The organism is Bradyrhizobium sp. 191 (assembly GCF_023100985.1).
GTDB classification, from domain to species: Bacteria; Pseudomonadota; Alphaproteobacteria; order Rhizobiales; family Xanthobacteraceae; genus Bradyrhizobium; species Bradyrhizobium diversitatis.
Window position 1 is genome coordinate 5,459,779 of record NZ_CP064692.1, and the last position, 18,658, is coordinate 5,478,436.

General features: G+C 64.5%; 22 protein-coding genes. 15 read left to right on the plus strand and 7 right to left on the minus strand.

The genetic code is table 11. The annotated features are described in order from the left end of the window. Positions 1 to 3: 3 nt before the first annotated feature. From urtD to IVB23_RS25410, 12 genes are all read left to right on the plus strand, one after another. Complete coding sequence (gene urtD / locus IVB23_RS25355) at positions 4 to 765, plus strand: urea ABC transporter ATP-binding protein UrtD (protein ID WP_197964884.1); 762 nt, start codon at positions 4 to 6, stop codon at positions 763 to 765. 2 nt (positions 766 to 767) lie between these two features. Continuing rightward, positions 768 to 1,463: an urea ABC transporter ATP-binding subunit UrtE gene (urtE, locus tag IVB23_RS25360; RefSeq protein ID WP_028177269.1), complete on the plus strand. Its 696-nt coding sequence runs from the start codon at positions 768 to 770 to the stop codon at positions 1,461 to 1,463. Positions 1,464 to 1,514: 51 nt separating this feature from the next. Further along, entirely contained in the window at positions 1,515 to 2,345 is an 831-nt protein-coding gene (locus tag IVB23_RS25365; RefSeq protein ID WP_247800446.1) for an urease accessory protein UreD, read from the plus strand. A gap of 24 nt (positions 2,346 to 2,369) precedes the next feature. Next, positions 2,370 to 2,672: an urease subunit gamma gene (locus IVB23_RS25370; RefSeq protein WP_007605424.1), complete on the plus strand. Its 303-nt coding sequence runs from the start codon at positions 2,370 to 2,372 to the stop codon at positions 2,670 to 2,672. 129 nt (positions 2,673 to 2,801) lie between these two features. Then, a complete protein-coding gene (locus tag IVB23_RS25375) occupies positions 2,802 to 3,107 on the plus strand; it encodes an urease subunit beta (RefSeq protein WP_247800447.1) in 306 nt (101 codons plus the stop codon). 57 nt (positions 3,108 to 3,164) lie between these two features. Continuing rightward, positions 3,165 to 3,704 (plus strand): HD domain-containing protein, encoded by a 540-nt coding sequence (locus IVB23_RS25380; protein WP_247800448.1) that lies wholly within the window; start codon positions 3,165 to 3,167, stop codon positions 3,702 to 3,704. Between the two features lie 34 nt (positions 3,705 to 3,738). Next, positions 3,739 to 5,454, plus strand: coding sequence for an urease subunit alpha (gene ureC / locus IVB23_RS25385; RefSeq protein WP_247800449.1), 1,716 nt, complete (start codon positions 3,739 to 3,741; stop codon positions 5,452 to 5,454). Between the two features lie 127 nt (positions 5,455 to 5,581). Then, positions 5,582 to 5,881: a putative quinol monooxygenase gene (locus IVB23_RS25390; protein ID WP_027573733.1), complete on the plus strand. Its 300-nt coding sequence runs from the start codon at positions 5,582 to 5,584 to the stop codon at positions 5,879 to 5,881. A gap of 12 nt (positions 5,882 to 5,893) precedes the next feature. Then, positions 5,894 to 6,511, plus strand: coding sequence for an urease accessory protein UreE (gene ureE / locus IVB23_RS25395; RefSeq protein WP_247800450.1), 618 nt, complete (start codon positions 5,894 to 5,896; stop codon positions 6,509 to 6,511). Beyond that, positions 6,492 to 7,220: an urease accessory protein UreF gene (locus tag IVB23_RS25400; RefSeq protein WP_247804961.1), complete on the plus strand. Its 729-nt coding sequence runs from the start codon at positions 6,492 to 6,494 to the stop codon at positions 7,218 to 7,220. Before ureE ends, IVB23_RS25400 begins: the two co-directional genes overlap by 20 nt. Before the next feature lie 38 nt (positions 7,221 to 7,258). Beyond that, entirely contained in the window at positions 7,259 to 7,882 is a 624-nt protein-coding gene (gene ureG, locus IVB23_RS25405) for an urease accessory protein UreG (protein ID WP_197964890.1), read from the plus strand. A gap of 299 nt (positions 7,883 to 8,181) precedes the next feature. After that, positions 8,182 to 9,843: an HWE histidine kinase domain-containing protein gene (locus IVB23_RS25410; protein ID WP_061880966.1), complete on the plus strand. Its 1,662-nt coding sequence runs from the start codon at positions 8,182 to 8,184 to the stop codon at positions 9,841 to 9,843. On the opposite strand, the gene IVB23_RS25415 is transcribed toward IVB23_RS25410, so the two are convergent. The 5 genes from IVB23_RS25415 to IVB23_RS25435 form a co-directional block, all read right to left on the minus strand. Then, on the minus strand, positions 9,840 to 10,484 hold the full coding sequence (locus IVB23_RS25415) for a TetR/AcrR family transcriptional regulator (protein WP_061880965.1): 645 nt from the start codon (positions 10,482 to 10,484) through the stop codon (positions 9,840 to 9,842). The two genes, IVB23_RS25410 and IVB23_RS25415, sit on opposite strands and share 4 nt — an antisense overlap. A 46-nt stretch (positions 10,485 to 10,530) precedes the next feature. Continuing rightward, the gene (locus IVB23_RS25420) at positions 10,531 to 11,673 is read right to left on the minus strand and encodes an OpgC domain-containing protein (RefSeq protein ID WP_247800451.1); all 1,143 of its coding nucleotides are present in this window, start codon (positions 11,671 to 11,673) and stop codon (positions 10,531 to 10,533) included. Between the two features lie 187 nt (positions 11,674 to 11,860). After that, positions 11,861 to 12,316 carry a hypothetical protein gene (locus tag IVB23_RS25425; protein WP_061880963.1) on the minus strand — a complete coding sequence of 152 codons (456 nt, stop codon included), beginning with the start codon at positions 12,314 to 12,316 and terminating at the stop codon, positions 11,861 to 11,863. A 92-nt stretch (positions 12,317 to 12,408) separates the two neighbouring features. After that, positions 12,409 to 12,780, minus strand: coding sequence for a DUF883 family protein (locus IVB23_RS25430; protein ID WP_061880962.1), 372 nt, complete (start codon positions 12,778 to 12,780; stop codon positions 12,409 to 12,411). A 77-nt stretch (positions 12,781 to 12,857) separates the two neighbouring features. Further along, on the minus strand, positions 12,858 to 13,970 hold the full coding sequence (locus tag IVB23_RS25435) for an AI-2E family transporter (RefSeq protein ID WP_061880961.1): 1,113 nt from the start codon (positions 13,968 to 13,970) through the stop codon (positions 12,858 to 12,860). 207 nt (positions 13,971 to 14,177) lie between these two features. Between IVB23_RS25435 and IVB23_RS25440 the strand changes: the two genes are divergently transcribed. The 3 genes from IVB23_RS25440 to IVB23_RS25450 all read left to right on the plus strand — a co-directional run bounded on the left by IVB23_RS25440 (position 14,178) and on the right by IVB23_RS25450 (position 16,001). Continuing rightward, on the plus strand, positions 14,178 to 14,963 hold the full coding sequence (locus IVB23_RS25440; protein ID WP_247800452.1) for a L,D-transpeptidase: 786 nt from the start codon (positions 14,178 to 14,180) through the stop codon (positions 14,961 to 14,963). A 16-nt stretch (positions 14,964 to 14,979) separates the two neighbouring features. Continuing rightward, positions 14,980 to 15,627: a DUF2865 domain-containing protein gene (locus IVB23_RS25445; RefSeq protein ID WP_247800453.1), complete on the plus strand. Its 648-nt coding sequence runs from the start codon at positions 14,980 to 14,982 to the stop codon at positions 15,625 to 15,627. Between the two features lie 218 nt (positions 15,628 to 15,845). Next, positions 15,846 to 16,001, plus strand: coding sequence for a Thivi_2564 family membrane protein (locus IVB23_RS25450; RefSeq protein ID WP_061880958.1), 156 nt, complete (start codon positions 15,846 to 15,848; stop codon positions 15,999 to 16,001). 119 nt (positions 16,002 to 16,120) lie between these two features. On the opposite strand, the gene IVB23_RS25455 is transcribed toward IVB23_RS25450, so the two are convergent. Both IVB23_RS25455 and IVB23_RS25460 read right to left on the minus strand, forming a co-directional pair. Beyond that, complete coding sequence (locus tag IVB23_RS25455) at positions 16,121 to 16,321, minus strand: CsbD family protein (protein ID WP_061880957.1); 201 nt, start codon at positions 16,319 to 16,321, stop codon at positions 16,121 to 16,123. A gap of 129 nt (positions 16,322 to 16,450) precedes the next feature. Beyond that, positions 16,451 to 18,616 (minus strand): malate synthase G, encoded by a 2,166-nt coding sequence (locus IVB23_RS25460; RefSeq protein WP_247800454.1) that lies wholly within the window; start codon positions 18,614 to 18,616, stop codon positions 16,451 to 16,453. Positions 18,617 to 18,658: the final 42 nt, after the last annotated feature.

The following is an 18,658-nucleotide window of genomic DNA, read 5'->3' on the forward strand; positions in this document are numbered from 1 at the left end:
GCGATGAACGTCATGGATACCCGCGCGACTTCCGCGATGCTCTATCTGGACGGGGTGCACGTCTCGTTCGACGGCTTCCACGCCATCAACAATCTTTCGCTGACGCTCGAGCCCGGCGAGATGCGCGCCATCATCGGCCCGAACGGCGCCGGCAAGACCACGATGATGGACATCATCACCGGCAAGACCAAGCCCGACGAGGGCACCGTGCTGTTCGACGGCGTCACCGACCTGACGCGGCTCGATGAGACCCGCATCGCCGAGCTCGGCATCGGTCGGAAATTCCAGAAGCCGACCGTGTTCGAGAGCCAGACCGTGCAGGACAACCTGCTGCTCGCGCTCAATGTCGACCACAGCGTCAAGGCCACGCTGTTCTGGCGCGGCAGCAGGGCGGAAGCCGAGCGCATCGACAGGGTGCTGGAGACGATCCGTCTCACCGAGGCCCGCAACCGGCTCGCCGGCAGCCTCAGCCATGGCCAGAAGCAGTGGCTGGAGATCGGCATGCTACTGGCGCAGGATCCCAAGCTGCTCCTCGTCGACGAGCCGGTCGCCGGCATGACCGACGTCGAGACGCATCTCACTGCCGAGTTGCTGAAGGAGATCAACAAGACCCACACGGTCATGGTGGTCGAGCACGACATGACCTTCGTGCGCGAGCTCGGCGTCAAGGTCACCTGCCTGCACGAAGGCACCGTGCTCGCGGAAGGAACCATCGACCAGGTCTCGTCCAACGAGCGGGTCATCGAAGTCTATCTGGGACGCTGAGCATGCTTGAGGTCAAGGACATCAACCTGTTCTACGGCGCGGCCCAAGCGCTGCGCGGCGTCTCGATCTCGGCCGAGCCGGGCAAGGTCACTTGCGTGCTCGGGCGCAACGGCGTCGGCAAGACGTCTCTCTTGCGTGCCATGGTCGGGCAGTATCCGATCTCCTCGGGTGCGATCGTGTTCGATGGCAGCGACATCACGGGCCTGAAGCCCTATGAGCGTGCGCGCAAGGGCATCGGTTTCGTGCCGCAGGGCCGCGAGATCTTTCCGCTGCTGACGGTCGAGGAAAACCTCAAGACCGGCTTCGGGCCGCTCAAGCGCGAGGACAGGCATATTCCGGACGACGTCTTCTCGCTGTTTCCGGTGCTGCAATCCATGCTCGGCCGGCGTGGCGGCGACCTCTCCGGCGGCCAGCAGCAGCAACTCGCCATCGGCCGCGCACTGGTGATGCGGCCGAAGCTGCTCCTGCTGGATGAGCCGACCGAGGGCATCCAGCCCTCGATCATCAAGGACATCGGCCGGGCCATCTCCTACCTGCGCAACCTCGGCAACATCGCGATCGTGCTGGTCGAACAATATCTCGACTTTGCCTGCGAACTCGGCGACAGTTTCGCGGTGATGGATCGCGGCGCGGTGAAGTTCACCTGTGATCGCGCCAACCTGGATCCCGGCGAGATCAGCCGCCAGATGGCGCTGTAAGCCAGGGGCCGGTAAGCCAAGAAATCCTGCCGCGGCCGGCTGGGGAGACGGATGCGCAGCGACGCTTTAGCGACAAATTCGGTGTTCGAGGCCAACCGCGCCCGTGGCGCTGTCAGGTTCGACGTGCACGCGCGTGACGGCGTGACGCGGCGCGGGGCCTTGCATGAATCCGGTTCGCTCCGCGTGCGCTTTCCCTCGCCCGAAGACGAGGGCCTCTCCGGCGTGTTCGTCAATACCGCCGGCGGCGTTGCCGGCGGTGATCGCTTCGACATCGAGATATCGGCGGCGGATAGCTCGCGGCTGACACTGACGACGGCGGCGGCTGAAAAGGTCTATCGCGCGCCGGGCTCGGCGGCGCAGCTCAACATCACCCTGAAGGCCGGCGTGGGTGCGCGTCTTGCCTGGCTGCCTCAGGAGACGATCCTGTTCGATCGCGCCCGGGTTCAGCGCCGCTTCGACATCGCGCTCGACGAGAGCGCCTCGCTCCTGCTTTGCGAGATCGTCGTGTTCGGCCGCGCCGCCATGGGCGAGCGGATGGAGCAGGGCGAATTCGTCGACCGCTGGCGGATGCGCCGCGGCGGCAGGCTGGTCCTTGCTGAGACGGTCAGGCTCGGCGGCGATATCGGCGCGAAGCTCGCGCGATCAGCAGTTGCCAAGGGCGGCGCGGCGATCGGCACGGCCCTGATCGTGCCCGGCGATGAGGCGCTGGTCGAGCGCATCCGCGAGGCGTCGGAGTCGTTCTCCGGCGAGGTCGGGATATCCGCCTGGAATGGCTTTGCAATGGCGCGGTTCTGTGCCCAAGATGCGGCGCGTTTGCGCGCCGACATGATGGCCGTGCTGGCGCGCACCGGCGTCGCCCTGCCGCGGCTCTGGCTGAATTGACGTGTTGAACGGAAGAGATGTCGCATGAATCTGTCTCCCCGCGAAAAGGACAAGCTTCTGATCTCGATGGCGGCGATCGTGGCGCGCCGCAGGCTGGACCGCGGCGTCAAGCTCAACCATCCCGAGGCGATCGCGATCATCTCCGATTTCATCCTCGAAGGCGCGCGCGACGGTCGTACCGTTGCCGAGCTGATGCAATCCGGCGCGCAGGTCCTGACCCGCGACCAGGTGATGCCGGGGATTCCCGAGATGATCCACGACATCCAGGTCGAGGCGACGTTCCCTGACGGAACGAAGCTCGTCACCGTGCACGAGCCGATCCGTTGAAGCGCGAACTGTATCAACATCGTCATGCCCGGGCTTGTCCCGGGCATCCACGACCATCAACCAAGCGGCCCCACGTGGATGGCCGGGACAAGCCCGGCCATGACGCAGCGGAGCAAGACGAGGTAGCACATGATCCCCGGCGAACTCTTCATCCAGGACGGCGAAATCGAGCTGAATGCCGGGCGCAAGACCGTGACGCTGACGGTTGCCAATACCGGCGACCGCCCGATCCAGGTCGGCTCGCACTACCATTTCTTCGAGACCAACCCCGCGCTGAAGTTCGACCGCAAGAAGGCCCGCGGCATGCGCCTCGACATCGCCGCCGGCACCGCCGTCCGCTTCGAGCCCGGCCAGACCCGCGACGTCCAGCTCGTCGCCATGGCCGGCAAAAAGATGATCTACGGTTTCCGCGGCGACGTCATGGGGAAGCTGTGACACCGGGAGGAACGAGCGCGGCGCGGCACGGTTGAGGCGGAAACGGAGGTTTTTTCCATGCTGTCCGCCATCCGCCTCGTCTCGGAAGCTGCCGAGCTCGCCGCGCGCCGCCACAACGGCATGGCGCACAAGGGGCGCGGCAATGAGCCGTATATCAATCATCTCGCCGAGGTCGCGAACCTGCTTGCGACCGCGACTGACGGTGCCGACGCCGAACTGGTCGCGGCCGGCTGGCTGCACGACACGATCGAGGACACCGACACCACACGCGACGAGCTCGCGCGGAGATTTTCCGAACGTGTCGCCTCGCTCGTTGTCGAATGCACCGATGACATGAGCTTGCCGAAGGCCGAGCGGCGGCGGCTTCAGGTGCTGGACGCGCCGAAGAAATCCGCCGGGGCCAAGCTGATCAAGATCGCCGACAAAATCAGCAATACGGGCGCGCGCATACAAACCGATCCGAGTGACGAGGAGCGCGAGGATCTCGCCGACTATATCGCGTGGGCCACGCAGGTCGTTGCGGGCTGCCGCGGCGGAAATGCGTGGCTGGACGAGAAGTTCGATGATGCCGTGAAAGCAGCGAGGGCGCTGTTGTGATCCACCAGATATTCAAACGCAAACGGGGCTTGTGATGTCCGTCAAAATGAAGCGTTCCGTCTATGCCGACATGTTCGGCCCGACCACCGGCGACAGGGTGCGGCTGGCCGATACCGACCTCATCATCGAGGTCGAGAAGGATTTCACCACCTACGGCGAGGAGGTGAAGTTCGGCGGCGGCAAGGTCATCCGCGACGGCATGGGGCAGTCGCAAGTCACCAACAGGCAGGGTGCGGCCGACACGGTCATCACCAATGCGCTGATCGTCGATCACTGGGGCATCGTCAAGGCCGACGTCGCGATCAAGGAGGGCATGATCGCAGGCATCGGCAAGGCCGGTAATCCCGACATCCAGCCGGGCGTTACCATCATCATCGGCCCCGGGACCGATGTGATCGCGGGCGAAGGCAAGATTCTCACCGCCGGCGGCTTCGACAGCCACATCCATTTCATCTGTCCGCAGCAGATCGAGCACGCGCTGATGAGTGGCGTCACCTCGATGCTCGGCGGCGGCACCGGCCCGTCGCACGGTACCTTCGCCACCACCTGCACGCCGGGGCCGTGGCACATGGGGCGGATGATCCAGTCGTTCGACGCCTTCCCAGTCAATCTCGGCATCTCAGGCAAGGGCAACGCGTCGCGTCCCGCCGCGCTGGTCGAGATGATCAAGGCCGGCGCCTGTGCGCTGAAGCTGCACGAGGACTGGGGCACCACGCCGGCGGCGATCGACAATTGCCTGTCGGTTGCCGACGATCACGACATCCAGGTCATGATCCACACCGACACGCTGAACGAATCCGGCTTCGTCGAGGACACGGTCAAGGCCTTCAAGGGCCGCACCATTCATGCCTTCCACACCGAAGGCGCCGGCGGCGGTCACGCCCCTGACATCATCAAGATCGCCGGCCTGAAAAACGTGCTGCCGTCTTCGACCAACCCGACGCGGCCCTTCACCCGCAACACGATCGACGAGCATCTGGACATGCTGATGGTGTGCCACCACCTCGATCCCTCGATCGCGGAAGATCTGGCGTTCGCCGAAAGCCGCATCCGCAAGGAGACGATTGCGGCCGAAGACATCCTGCACGACCTCGGCGCGCTCTCGATGATGTCGTCGGACTCGCAGGCCATGGGCCGTCTCGGCGAGGTCATCATCCGGACCTGGCAGACCGCGGACAAGATGAAGAAGCAGCGCGGGGCGTTGACGCAGGACAAAGGCAAGGACAACGACAATTTCCGCGTCAAGCGCTACATCGCCAAGTACACGATCAATCCCGCGATCGCGCATGGCGTGTCGAAGCTGATCGGATCGGTCGAAAAGGGCAAGCTCGCCGATCTCGTGCTGTGGTCGCCGGCCTTCTTCGGCGTCAAGCCGGATTGCATCATCAAGGGCGGCTCGATCGTCGCCGCGCCCATGGGCGATCCCAACGCCTCGATCCCGACGCCGCAGCCGGTGCACTACCAGCCGATGTTCGGCGCCTTCGGCAAGGCGCGCACCGCGTCGTCCGTGGTATTCACCTCGAAGGCGGCGGTCACCGGCGGCCTCGCGCGAAAGCTCGGCATCGAGAAGAAGCTCTATGCGGTCCAGAATACCCGCGGCAAGATCTCGAAGAAGAGCATGATCCACAACGACGCCACGCCCAACATCGAGGTCGATCCGGAGACCTATGAAGTGCGCGCCGACGGCGAGTTGCTCACTTGTGCCCCTGCCGAGGTGTTGCCGATGGCGCAGCGATATTTCATGTACTGAAATAGCCCCTCAATGCATGTCCCCGGCGAATGTCCGGGGACGGCTTTTCGGTTTTGCGTTCGGTCCCGCCTGGTCTAATGTCCCGCCCGGTATCCAACTTCGAGAAGAAAAGCCGGGAGGATTTCTCGTGATTTACGTCGTAGCCACCCTGACCATCAAGCCCGAAACGCGCGCCGAATTCATTGCAGCCGCCACCGCCTGCATCAAGGAGACCCGGAAGGAGCCCGGCAATATCGCCTATGATCTGCACGAGAGCGTCACCGATCCCAGCAAAATGGTGTTCGTCGAGCAGTGGGAGAATGCCGAGGCGCTGGTGCCTCATCGGGGCATGGAGCACATGAAGACGTTCGGCCGCGTCGCGGTGAAGTGCTTCACGGCGCCGCCGAAGATCGAAGTGATCACGCCCGAGAAGGTCGAAACGCGGTAGCGGGGTAAACGGATGATCCGGGCGACGCAGGTCAGGGGACAGCACCGCTTCACGGAAGCGCCAGCCGATACGGTCGTGCTCGATTTCGACGATCGGCACCGCCGGCGCATGGCGATGACGGGCACGCGGGGGCTCGAATTCCTGCTCGACCTGGAGCATGCCGTCGCTTTGCGCGGCGGCGACGCGCTGGTGCTGGAGGACGGCCGGCTGATCGAAGTCGTCGCGGCGCCCGAGCCGCTGCTGGAGATCCGCGGCCGCGATCCGCACCACCTCATCCGGGTCGGCTGGCATCTCGGCAATCGCCATCTGCCGACGCAGATCATGGCCAAGGCCCTGCGCATCCGCCGCGACCATGTCATCGAGGCCATGGTGAAGGGCCTCGGCGCGCGCGTGATCGAGATCGAGGCGCCGTTCGATCCCGAAGGCGGGGCCTATGCCGATGCCGGCCACGCGCATGGGCACGATGACCATGCGCATCACGATCACAGCCATCATCACCATGATTACGGCCACCACGGTCATGATCATGCCGCGCATGATCATGGCCATGATCACCACCATCACCACGATGAGCACTGCGACCACCCCGACCATCACCACGGCCACAAGCATGCTCATGACCACAAATGAACCGGTCGCTGCCGGTGCCCTTGCCGAAGGCGAGGCGGCGGCGCTGTACCGGCTGATGACCTGGCTGTCGCCGGCGTTCCCGGTCGGCGGCTTCTCTTATTCCAGCGGCCTCGAATGGGCCGTCGAGGCGGGCGACATCACCGACACGGCGACGCTGGCGGATTGGCTCGATGCGATGCTCGGCGACGGCTCCGGCTTTTGTGACGCGACGTTTCTGGTCCACGCCTATCGCGCCGCGGAAGCGGGCGAGACCACCGCTTTGAACGAGATCGCCGAGCTCGCCGCCGCCTTCGTGCCGTCGCGCGAACGGCAGCTGGAGACGGCCTCGCAGGGCCGCGCCTTCATCGACATCGCCCGCGCCGCGTGGAATGCCGACGGACTGGATGCCGTGATTGCGGCATGCAGCACGCCACCGGTCTATCCGGTCGCCGTCGGTGTCGTCGCAGCTCAGCACGCCGTGCCGCTGGCGCCGACGTTGCACGCCTTTCTGCATGCGCTGGTCTCGAACTGGATCTCGGCGGCCAGCCGGCTCATTCCGCTCGGTCAGAGCGATAGCCAGCGCGTGCTGGCAAGGCTGGAAGCCGCAGTCGCTGCGACCGCCAATCGTGCGCTCAACGCGGCATTGGACGATCTCGGCAGCGCGACGTTCCGGGCCGATCTCGCCAGCCTGCGGCACGAGGCGCAATACACGCGGCTGTTTCGCTCGTGACCGGCGCGGCTTCAACCAATCGAGAGAGAGCGGATCACATGTCGAAATCTCACGGCCCCTTGCGCGTCGGTGTCGGCGGCCCGGTCGGGTCTGGCAAGACGGCGCTGATGGACCTGCTCTGCAAGACCATGCGCGAGCGCTATGACATTGCGGCGATTACCAACGACATCTACACCAAATGGGATGCAGAGTTCCTCGTGCGTTCGGGGTCGCTGACGCCGGATCGCATCGCCGGCGTCGAGACCGGCGGTTGCCCGCACACCGCGATCCGCGAGGACGCCTCGATGAACCTCGCCGCGGTCGCGGACATGCGCGCCAAGTTTCCCGGACTTGATCTCGTGCTGATCGAGTCCGGCGGTGACAATCTCGCTGCTACTTTTTCACCGGAGCTGGCCGACCTCACGATTTACGTCATCGACGTCGCCGCCGGCGACAAGATCCCGTCCAAGGGCGGCCCCGGCATCACCCGGTCGGACCTCCTGGTCATCAACAAGATCGACCTCGCGCCCCATGTGGGCGCCTCCCTGGAGAAGATGGAGACGGACGCCAAGCGCATGCGCGGCGAGCGTCCTTTCGTCATGACCAACCTGAAGAAAAGCGAGGGGCTCGACCGAATCGTCGGCTTCATCGAAGCCAAAGGCGGCCTGAAACGGCCGGGCTGACCGGACGCGACCACTTGGCGCAGGCATTTCCTCGCCGTTAACATTTGGTAGGCGCCGTAACCGCGGAACAAATTTCGGACACGGCGATTAACTACCTCCGGCGCCCGGGGCAGATCCGTCCCTGCCAGTCCATCGGCCGGGCGGATTAAGCTTTTCAGGCGACCCAAGTTGCGTACTGATGCCTCCTCCTCCATTATCTCCGCCACTGGGGTCTACCCTGTTTCGGCAGATGGCCGTTCGAGCGGCGTTCATATGCTCCGTGTTTATTGCCGACCTCCTGCTTTCGCCTGAGTAATCGCGTGGTCAGGCTCGGTTTCATCATCGGCTTCATCGCTCTGCTCGGGGCTTTGCTCTCCGGGCTTGCAGCCTATCGCGTCCATGACCAGGAACTGGCGCTGGATCGGATTGCGCTCGCGCGCGCGATCGACGTTCATGCGAGCCTGGTTCAGGACCGCCTCACCGAGCGGGAGCTGCTCGCGCGTGTCGCCTCAGGCCTGTTCCGCACGCCATCCGTGGTCAAACCGAACATGCTGGAGCCGCTGCGCTCGGCGATCTACGCCTTCAAGACCGATTTCGTGGTGGCCGGCTGGATCGCCCGGCTGAAGCCGAACGAGCTCGCGGCGGCGCAGGCCGCCATCGCCGGCGCAGGCTTCCCGAATCCGCAGATTCGGTCCTATGACGACAAGCCGATCAATCCGGCCGAGATCACGCAGCCGATCGACGTGCTGATGGACCTCGAGCCACGCAGCAACGAGACCAAGACGCTGCCCGGCCGCAGCTACGATCAGGATCCGGTTCGCAGTGCCATGCTGACGCGTGCGCGCGCCGAGAAGAGGTCGGTTGCCTCGGACCCGGTGCCGTTGATCAGCGGGAACGGCGCGATCGGCATCATCGTGGCCGCGCCCGTCATTCCCGAGGGAGCAACGGAGCCTGCCGGCTTCGTCACATTCTCCTACGAGCTCGCCACGCTGATGCTCACCAACGATGACATGTCGTTGTTCGCGGTCGCGCTCAAGGATCCGCGCAAGGAAGGCGGCGAGCTGATCGCCAACGATCAGGGCGTGGTCTCGACGCGCAGGGTTGCAGCGGACGGGCCGGCGCCGTCGGCGACGCGCACCGTGAGCTTCGGTGGGCGTGACTGGCAACTCAGCTATTACGCGAAAACCAACTCGGCGCGTCGTGCCGAGCAGACCGCCATCATCGTCGCGGCGATCGGCTTTGCGATCACGGCAATGGTGTGCGGCCTGTTCGGCTATGTCGCCTACAACAATCTGCGACTCAGCCGGGAGATACAGGTCAGGATCGGGTTCGAGCGCCGGCTGACCGCGGTCATCGACGAGCTCAACCACCGCGTCAAGAACATCCTGGCGGTGATCCAGTCGATCGTGACGCGCACCTTGCGCCACGGCTCGGACATCGACATCGCGCGCGAGCTGCTGATCGGGCGCATCCACGCCATGTCCAACGTGGTCTCGCTGCTCAGCGAGAGCCAGTGGCAGGGCGTCAAGCTGAAGGGCCTGTTCGAGGCGCGTGCCATCCCGCATGCGGACCGCATCGCCGTCACCGGTCCTGATATCGCGGTCAGCGCACGCGCGGCGCAGAGCCTGTCGCTGCTGTTCTTCGAGCTCGCCTCGCATTCCGACGAGGGCCTGTCGCTGGTTGGAAAGCATCCGCACATCACCGCCAACTGGACGGTGACGGGAGAGGACGGCAACGAGGTCTTCCATTTCCGCTGGGAGGAGTTCAACACCAGCGAGGCGACGCGTCGGCCGGATTCCGATTTCGGCCTGATCCTGCTCGACCGCGTCGCGCCCGAGGCGCTAGGGGGCACCGCCAAGCGCTTCTTCACCGACGTCTCCTACGTCTATGAATTGACCGCCCCGATGGAGACGGTGGTCGACATGACCGAGCGCGACCGCACGGACAAGATCTCGGCGCCGGTCAGGCCTGTGCGCAGCTAACCCTTCGGCCGCAACACGAGATCGACGAGGCTGCGTGCGTAAGCCGGAGTGACCGGCGTGATGCCGAAGACGTAGCGATAGAACAGGCTGCCATAGATCGCATCGTAGAGATCCTCGGGAAGCCCCTCGGCCAGAATGCTGCCATCCTGCTGGCCCGCGGCGATCATCTCGACGAGCGCGTCGCGGCGGAATTGCAGGTAGCGCGCGTAGAACAGCTCCGCCGAGCCGGTCTTCGAGATGCATTCGGAGATAACGGCGAGCTGGACCTTGCCGAACTCGCCCTGGAGCGCTTCGGCATAGGCCGCGGCATGGCGGCGCGCGCGCGCCGCGGGGCTGCCCGAACTCGCCGGCGGCAGCGGCAGCATCTGCGCGGCGTGGTGGAGAAAGGCGTCGATCAAGAGCGCCTCGCGGGACGGCCACCATTTGTAGATCGTCATCTTGGAGACGCTGGAATGGCGCGCGACCGCGTCGATGGTGGTGGTGGCAAGGCCGGTGGAGGCCATCAGCGCATAGGCGCTCTCGAGAATGGCGTTGCTGGTCTCGATTGACCTCGGCCGGCCGCGCCGGGGCGCGCTGTCAGCCTCGTCACTCCCGCCTTTCGCCCCCGCCACGCCCGGTCTCCTCACACAGACCTCCGGCATAGCGCAGCCATGGCCTTCGGCCTAGCAGAATCGCACGATTTTGCGACTAGGCCTGCTGCCTCAGGGCGGCAGGCATGTCCTGCCGCTTCGACCAGGCGACGTAGTAGGCGACGGCGGTCATCGCGGCGAAGCCGACGAGGCTCACCACGATCTGCATCGCCACCAGATTGGGGCCGGTGATCAAGATGAGATGGCCGGCAAAGGACAGGAACACGCCGACGCAGAACACGGCGAGCCATTCCTCGCCGCATAGTATGACCGCCTGAAGCGGCTTCAATCGCAGGCCGGGGTGATCGGCTGGAACCAGATGGGTCGCAAGCAAGGCGAGCGCGAGGAAGTGAACCACGCGATAAGGCGCAAGATTCTCCTTGTCAGTCGGCGCGATGCTCTCGAGGAGCAGGCCGGGCAGATAGGCGGACAGTTCCGGCGAATGGCGCAACAGGGTGACCGCCATCGCGAAAACGAGATAGCTCCCCGCGAGTAGCCGCAGCCAGGGAAGGTCGCGCAGCGCCCGTCCCGGTGCGCCGGTGACGGCGAACCAGCCGCCCAGCACCATCAGCATCTGCCAGCAGAGCGGATTGAAGGTCCACTCCTGGTCTGGAGAGACCCGAAAATTCCACTCGAACCAGCGTGCGGCAAGATACAGCGCGACCGATGCCGCAAGCGTCACGTTCGGCCGTCGCAACAGACCCCACAGCGCGAACGGAAAGAAGGCCATCAGAGGAATCATCAGCTGCAGAAGGTCAAGGTTCAGCGGCTCCTCCTGGAGCACGAGGCCGCCAATCAGGATCCGCAGCGGGTGCTCGAGAATCCCCGAGATGTTGTATTCGTGGATGATCTCCGGCGCCATCGATTGCGAGGCCACATAGGCGATGGCGTCGATATAGATCACGAACAGCACGACATAGGCGGCGTAGAGCCGCCAGACGCGGCGAAAGATTCGCGTCGCCGCGACCAAGTAGCCACGCTCCAGCGCCATCCTGCCGTGGATGATGGCGACGCCATAGCCCACCACGAACACGAACAAATCCGCCGCGCCGCTGAAGCCGAAATTGCGCAGCGTCAGCAGATTGACGACATTGTTCGGAACGTGGTCGACGAAGACCGACCAGTTGGCGATGCCGAGCGTCAAATACAGCCTGGCGTCGTGATGGAACGCGGCGAGGTTCGCCTTGACGGACGTTTTCATTGAGTAAAATAGCTTTTGGAATCAGGATGATGCTTTTACCGGCAACCTCCTGCCTATCCGAGTAGCGTTTGCGTGAGTGGGACCGATTTGCACCGGCTGGTGCAAAATTGCGCGGCGCGGCTTCTATCGAATGCCGATAGATGCGATCGCAGGACTTACGACGAAATTTTCTGACCGGCTCCGACTGCTACTCGGCAGGTTCAGCCGACACCTCGTCGGGCACACCGGCGCGGCTTGCCAGGATGCCGAGGGCGACGCCGCCGATCGCCAGGATCGGCAACAGCCGCTTCATGCCGATGGCGCGAACGATCTGGAGTCCGGTGGCGAGGAGCATCGGATCCGCAAGCATGCTCTGCGCGGCCGACTTCGCGGCGCGCTCGGCCGCGATCCGGGCACGCTTCTGCACCTCGCGCTTGTAACCCCAGTAGGAGCCTGCTGCCGCCAGGGTCAGCAGGAAGAAGATGCCCGCGCCGGCCAGGCAGGCCTGCACCGGGCCATATGCCTCCAGGACCGAGATGAAGACGGCGGCACATAGGAAGCCTGTCGTCACCAACAGCGCAAAGGCCGCGCCTGCGGCAAGGGAGGTCAGCCGAATTGTCGTGCCGGTGGATGCACTGATCCCGTCGATGATGCGCTGAAACATGGCCTTGCTCCTCAATCCCCCCACAAGCCGAAACGTCACAAGCCAACATCGGCGGCGCGGCAGCGCCGCCGTTCAGCATCCGTTCCGCAATCTTACCGGCGCCAGGCGACGCCGATCAGGAAGCCGATGCCGAGCGCCAGTCCGACGGTCGCGAGCGGTCGCTGCGTGATCGCCTCTTCCAGCGTCTCCTCGATCGAGCCGTAGGCGTCTTGCGCAGCTTCCATCATCGCGCTGCCGCGCTCGGACATGTCGTCCATCGCGGAATCCATGTTTTCGCGCGCCTGGCGATAGCCGCGGCGAGCCTGCTTGCCGGTGGAGTTGGCGAAAGTATTGAGCGCGTCGGTGATCTGGTCGGTGAGGGCGGCGATATCGCTTTTCACGGCTGCTACATCCTTCTCGAGACGTTCTCGGGTGGCTTTGTCGGTCCAGTCTTTCATCCCGGCTTCGGCATTGGGCGTGGACATCGGGAGCTCCAAACTGTTGACGGCTGAGATAGCCGGAGAACGTTTCGTCGTCGGGGAAGTTCCGTCACGGAAACCAGTCAGGCCTGGGGCAGATGCGGCGCGTCCGTCGGCAGCAGATGCTCCTTGAGGATCAAGGCCATGATCAGAAGCGGCGATGACAGAAACGCGCCCATGGGACCCCACATCCAGGTCCAGAAGGCCAGCGCAAGCAGGACCGCAAGTGCATTCAGCGCCAGTCGCCGGCCGATTATGGTCGGCGTGATGAAGTGCCCCTCCAGGAAGGTGAGCCCGCCGAAGGCGAGCGCGGCCATGAGGCCGCCGCCGATGGTGGGGAAGGCGACCAGCCCTACCACGACCAGCACCACGAACATTGCGACCGGCCCGATGATCGGGATGAAATTGAGCGTTGCCGCCAGCGCGCCGAGCCCGGCCGGATTGGGCATGCCGGTGAGCGCGCAGATAAGGCCGGTGCCGATGCCAACGCCCACATTGATCAGGGTGACGGTCAGGAGGTAGTTGCCGAGATGAACCTCGATCTCGTTGAGAATGCGAAGGGTGCGCAGGCGGGCGTCGCGATCGCTGAATGTCATGATCATGGCTCGCCGCAGGTCGCGCCAGCTCGCGATGAACAGAATGAGGGTGACGAAGAACAGCAGGAATTCGGTAAAAGTCGGCGAGAGGAATTCCAGCGTGGGTTGCACCCATTCGACCTTGGGCATCTCAATGCTGGGGAAGCCCTCGGAGCCGCCGATCATGCCCTGCAGCTCTCGCCACAGCGCCAGCGGCCGGTTGAATACGTGCAGCTTGTCCTTCAATTGAGCGCCGAGCTCCGGCAGGCGCGTGCTCCACTCCATCACGGGTGAAGCGATCAGGGCGACGACAAAGGCGACCACTGTCGTCCCCGCGATCACGATCAGGACAGCACCGAGCCCCCGCGGCACCTTGTACCGCTCCAGGAAGTTTGCCGCCGGCGACAGCATGGTGCCGGTGACGAAGGCCATCACCACGGGCAGGAAGAACGCCCTTCCGACATAGAGAACGGTGACGACCGCAATCAGCAGCAGGCCCGCGAGCGCGAAAGCGACGAACTCGGTGCGGCGGATCACCGGCGGCAGCTCGCCACGGCTCTCGGGGAGCGGTTCGCCTTCGCTGTTTCCGGACATCAGGCGTTCGCTGGGAAGGACGCGCACGACATATCTCCCGCATGGAAGGCTAGCGATCCGCGCGCCCATTCCATAACGTTGCGGAGGAAGCGAGAGTTCCATCGCAGCTTCGTGAAGATGTGCTCGCTTGACTGTGACCAAGCTGCCACAGCCTGGGATGGAACTCGAATCGGCACCGCTGCGTTGCTTGGACTAGCTGCGTCACCCTGATGCAGACATCCAACGGGGCAGCACATGACCAAGTTTTCTGTAGTTCGCCGCAGCTCCGCGCCGCGCGCTGTCGCCGCGCTCGCGCTCGCTACTGCCTTTCTCGCGGTAACCTGTGGTGGCGCGAGCGCGCAAACCTTCGGCTATGCTCCGATGCAGCCGCAGGCCTATCCGCCGGACCAGGATTACTCCCAGGGTTACTCTCAAGGCGACCTCAACGAGGCGCCGCAGGCCGCCGACGAGGACGCCCGGTTGCCCGACCGCCTGCGCAAGCAGATCGTCAGCTTCGACAGGGGCGAGCCGGCCGGTACCATCGTCATCGACACCAACAACACCTATCTCTACTACGTGCTCGGCAATGGCCGCGCGATCCGCTACGGCGTCGGCGTCGGCCGCGAGGGCTTTACCTGGTCGGGCGTGCAGAGCGTGAGCCGCAAGGCGGAATGGCCGGACTGGCATCCGCCGACCGCGATGATCGCGCGCCAGCCCTATCTGCCGCGCTTCGTCGCCGGCGGCCCCGGCAATCCGCTCGGCGCGCGTGCGATGTATCTCGGCTCCAGCGAATACCGCATCCACGGCACCAACGATCCCTCCACCATCGGCAAGTTCGTCTCGTCCGGCTGCATCCGCATGACCAACGAGGACGTCATCGACCTGTTCAACCGGGTCAATATCGGTGCCAAGGTCGTGGTGCTGCCGAAGAACGCGCCGTTGATGGCCAAAGGCGCAGATCCCGCGCGAAAGCGCCCGGCCGTGAGCACGCTGCCCACCGGCCGCCAGGCGCTGAACATCACGACGTCGGCCGTGAACTGAGAGTGAGTGAGGTCGTATGAGCAGGCGCCTGGTTGGCAAATTGGCTGGCGGTACGGCGATGTTGATCGCTGTCTCCGCCGGTTTGGCGTCAGCACCGTCGGCGCATGCGGAGGATTTTTTCTCGGCATTGTTCGGCGGCTTCCGGATGCGGCCGCCGCCGGAGATCCGGATGCCGTTTCCGAACGACGACGCGCCGCGCTACGACGCGCCGCGGCGGTCCTCCTATGGCGCCGGCACCGCCTATTGCGTGCGCGGCTGCGACGGCCGCTACTTCCCGGCGCAAGGCACCGATGCCGCGAGCAAGGCACAGTCCTGCAAGAGCTTCTGCCCGGCCTCGGAAACCTCGCTGGTCTACGGCAGCAATATCGACGACGCCACCACGGAGAACGGGAAGTCCTATTCCGACCTGCCGAACGCGTTCCGCTATCGTAACGAGATCGTCGCGGGGTGCACCTGCAACGGCAAGGACCCGGCTGGGCTCGCCCAAGTCAAGGTCGAGGATGATCCCACCCTGCGCAAGGGCGACATCGTCGCCGGCGCCAACGGCCTCGTGGTCGCCAGCCGCAACGCCAACGACCGCCGCGGCGTCGCGATGAATTTTTCGCCGCTGCCGGACTCGGTGCGCGCCAAATTCCGCCAGGTCCCCGTGGTGGCGAAGGAGTAAGGTTGCCGCAACGAAGCAGACTGTCGCCCCATCGGCAGTGGTCTCCGGACAAGCTCGCCGCGAGCGCTCGCGGGTCCGCATCTGCAAGAACGAAATCGTGGGTGGCTCGTCCGATCGTTGGGATTTCGCGAAAGGATTCAGCGGGTTGCAGAATTGGAACCGACCAGAGTGCAGCGCGTTAAGAACAGTGGCACAATTTGCCTGAAGGGGGTCCTGCAATGCTGGTTGGCGTACTCGTTACCTTTCTCGTCGTCATTCTCGTGCTCTATCTCATCAACATGCTGCCGTTGGACGGCCGGGCCAAGCAGATCGCGCGCGTGGTTGTCATCATCATCGGCATCGTGTCGTTGCTGAAGTATCTGGCGGTATTCTAGCGAAGGTATCGTAGCCCGGATGAGCGAAGCGATATCCGGGACCTTTGTTGCGTCTTCCCGGATATCTACACCTCAAAAGCAAAAGCCCCGGCGTAAGCCGGGGCTTCGTTTGTGCTGCTTTAGTGCAGCCCCTTGAGCCAGTCGTCGACGTCCTGACGAACCTGGTCCTTGGCCTTGCCGTAGCGTTCCTGGAGCCGGCCCTCGAGCTGCTCGCGCCGACCCTCGATCAATTGGAGATCGTCGTCGGTGAGCTTGGCCCATTTCTCCTTGGCCGAGCCCTTGAATTGCTTCCAGTTTCCTTCGATCCGATTCCAGTCCATGACCGTCTCCCGTTGGTTGATGGCCGGACAACGCGGGCCACGGTGCAGCCGTTCCGCGGCCCGCCGCGGCGTTTCGCCCACAAAAAAGCCCCGGCGTGGGCCGGGGCTTTTGAAGTTCTCTATCGGCACTCAGCCCGTCGCCTTGGCCTCGCGGCGGCGGGCGGTGAGGATGTATTCGGTGTAGCCGTTCGGCTGCTCGCGCCCCTTGAAGATGAGGTCGCAGGCCGCCTTGAAGGCGACGCCGTCGAAGGCGGGCGCCATCGGCTTGTAGACGGGATCGCCCGCGTTCTGCTTGTCGACGACGACGGCCATGCGCTTCAGCGATTCCATCACCTGCGCTTCGGTGATGACACCCTGGTGCAGCCAGTTGGCGAGATGCTGGCTGGAGATGCGCAAGGTGGCGCGGTCTTCCATCAGGCCGACATCGTGGATGTCGGGAACCTTGGAGCAGCCGACGCCCTGGTCGATCCAGCGCACGACGTAGCCGAGGATGCCCTGGCAGTTGTTGTCGATCTCCTGCTTGACGTCATCCGGCGCCCAGTTCGACTTCGACACCGGGATGGTGAGGATGTCCGAGAGCTTCGCGCGCGGTCCGCCCTTGGCGAGATCCTGCTGGCGCGCGGTGACGTTGACCTGGTGGTAGTGCAGCGCGTGCAGCGTCGCCGCCGTCGGCGATGGCACCCAGGCGGTGGTGGCGCCGGCCTGTGGATGGCCGAGCTTCTGCGCCAGCATGTCCGCCATCTTGTCGGGCGCGGCCCACATGCCCTTGCCGATCTGGGCGTGGCCGGGCAGACCATCGATCAGGCCCATGTCGACGTTCCAGTCCTCATAGGCCTTGATCCAGGCCTGCGCCTTCATCTCGTTCTTGCGGATCATCGGACCCGCTTCCATCGAGGTGTGGATCTCGTCGCCGGTGCGGTCGAGGAAGCCGGTGTTGATGAACATGATGCGCTTGGAGGCGCGCTGGATGCAGGCCTTGAGGTTGACGGTGGTGCGACGCTCCTCATCCATGATGCCGACCTTGAGCGTGTTCTCAGGCAGGCCCAGCATCTTCTCGACGCGGTCGAAGATCTCGCAGGTCAGCGACACCTCGTCGGGGCCGTGCATCTTCGGCTTGACGATATAGGCAGAGCCGGTGCGGCTGTTCTTGACCTTGGAATTGCCCTTGAGGTCGTGAATGGCGAGCAGGCCGGAGACGGCGGCATCGAGCAGGCCCTCGGGGACCTCCTCGCCCTTCTCGTCCAGCACCGCGTCGGTGAACATGTGGTGACCGCAATTGCGCATCAGGAGCAGGCTGCGGCCGTGCAGCCTCACCTCGCCCTTGCCGTCCGGCGTCTTGTAGTTGCGGTCGGCGTTGAGCGAGCGCGTCAGCGTCTTGCCGCCCTTCTCGAAATCGGCCGAGAGCGTGCCGTTCATCAGGCCGAGCGTGTTGCGATAGACCAGCACCTTGTCCTCGGCATCGACCGCCGCGACCGAGTCTTCCATGTCGAGGATGGTCGAGACCGCAGCCTCCATGATCATGTCGGCGACACCGGCCGGATCGTCCTTGCCGATCGCGCTGCTGCGGTCGATCTTCACCTCGACATGCAGGCCATTGTTGACGAGCAGCACCGCGCTCGGCGCCGCCGCATCGCCCTGGAAACCCGCGAACTGTGCCGCGTTCTTCAGCGCGGTGGCATTACCGCTCTTCAGCTTCACCGCCAGCTGGCCCGCGACGACGCTGTAGGCGGTGACGTCGGTGTGGCTGCCGGTCGCGAGCGGCACGGCGGCGTCGAGGAACGCCTTGGCCTTGGCGATCACCTTGTCGCCGCGCGCCTTGTTGTAGCCCTTGCCGCTCTCGGACGGGTCATGCGGGATCGCATCGGTGCCGTAAAAGGCATCATAGAGCGAGCCCCAGCGCGCATTCGCCGCGTTCAGCGCGTAGCGCGCATTGGTGAGCGGCACCACGAGCTGCGGGCCGCAGATCTTGCCGATCTCCTCGTCGACATTGGCGGTCTCGACCTTCTGCGTCGCCGGCTCCGGGACGAGATAGCCGATGTCCTTCAGGAAGGCGGTGTAGGCATCGAGGTCGAACGCCTTGCCCTTGTTGGCGCGGTGCCAGTCGTCGATCTTGGCCTGCAGATTGTCGCGGAATGCGAGCAGCTCGCGGTTCTTCGGTCCCAGCTCCTTGATGATGCCGGCAAGCCCGGCCCAGAACGCATCCGGCGCGATCCCCGTTTTCGGGGCGGCTTCCTTGGCGATGAAGTCAAACAGGACGGGAGCGATCTTCAATCCGTGGGCGTCGACGCGTTTCATGATGGGCTTTCTTGTTGGAAATGGCTGTTTTTGGCTGCTTTT

Coding starts and splice junctions, on each gene's coding strand:
- IVB23_RS25400 (WP_247804961.1), top strand. CDS start 6,492: ATGCTCATGACCACAAATGAACCGGTCGCTGCCGGTGCCCTTGCCGAA.
- IVB23_RS25365 (WP_247800446.1), top strand. CDS start 1,515: ATGCGCAGCGACGCTTTAGCGACAAATTCGGTGTTCGAGGCCAACCGC.
- IVB23_RS25450 (WP_061880958.1), top strand. CDS start 15,846: ATGCTGGTTGGCGTACTCGTTACCTTTCTCGTCGTCATTCTCGTGCTC.
- IVB23_RS25430 (WP_061880962.1), bottom strand. CDS start 12,780: ATGTCCACGCCCAATGCCGAAGCCGGGATGAAAGACTGGACCGACAAA.
- ureE (WP_247800450.1), top strand. CDS start 5,894: ATGATCCGGGCGACGCAGGTCAGGGGACAGCACCGCTTCACGGAAGCG.
- ureG (WP_197964890.1), top strand. CDS start 7,259: ATGTCGAAATCTCACGGCCCCTTGCGCGTCGGTGTCGGCGGCCCGGTC.
- IVB23_RS25370 (WP_007605424.1), top strand. CDS start 2,370: ATGAATCTGTCTCCCCGCGAAAAGGACAAGCTTCTGATCTCGATGGCG.
- IVB23_RS25375 (WP_247800447.1), top strand. CDS start 2,802: ATGATCCCCGGCGAACTCTTCATCCAGGACGGCGAAATCGAGCTGAAT.
- urtE (WP_028177269.1), top strand. CDS start 768: ATGCTTGAGGTCAAGGACATCAACCTGTTCTACGGCGCGGCCCAAGCG.
- IVB23_RS25440 (WP_247800452.1), top strand. CDS start 14,178: ATGACCAAGTTTTCTGTAGTTCGCCGCAGCTCCGCGCCGCGCGCTGTC.
- IVB23_RS25415 (WP_061880965.1), bottom strand. CDS start 10,484: ATGCCGGAGGTCTGTGTGAGGAGACCGGGCGTGGCGGGGGCGAAAGGC.
- IVB23_RS25445 (WP_247800453.1), top strand. CDS start 14,980: ATGAGCAGGCGCCTGGTTGGCAAATTGGCTGGCGGTACGGCGATGTTG.
- IVB23_RS25380 (WP_247800448.1), top strand. CDS start 3,165: ATGCTGTCCGCCATCCGCCTCGTCTCGGAAGCTGCCGAGCTCGCCGCG.
- IVB23_RS25460 (WP_247800454.1), bottom strand. CDS start 18,616: ATGAAACGCGTCGACGCCCACGGATTGAAGATCGCTCCCGTCCTGTTT.
- IVB23_RS25455 (WP_061880957.1), bottom strand. CDS start 16,321: ATGGACTGGAATCGGATCGAAGGAAACTGGAAGCAATTCAAGGGCTCG.
- urtD (WP_197964884.1), top strand. CDS start 4: ATGAACGTCATGGATACCCGCGCGACTTCCGCGATGCTCTATCTGGAC.
- IVB23_RS25420 (WP_247800451.1), bottom strand. CDS start 11,673: ATGAAAACGTCCGTCAAGGCGAACCTCGCCGCGTTCCATCACGACGCC.
- IVB23_RS25425 (WP_061880963.1), bottom strand. CDS start 12,316: ATGTTTCAGCGCATCATCGACGGGATCAGTGCATCCACCGGCACGACA.
- ureC (WP_247800449.1), top strand. CDS start 3,739: ATGTCCGTCAAAATGAAGCGTTCCGTCTATGCCGACATGTTCGGCCCG.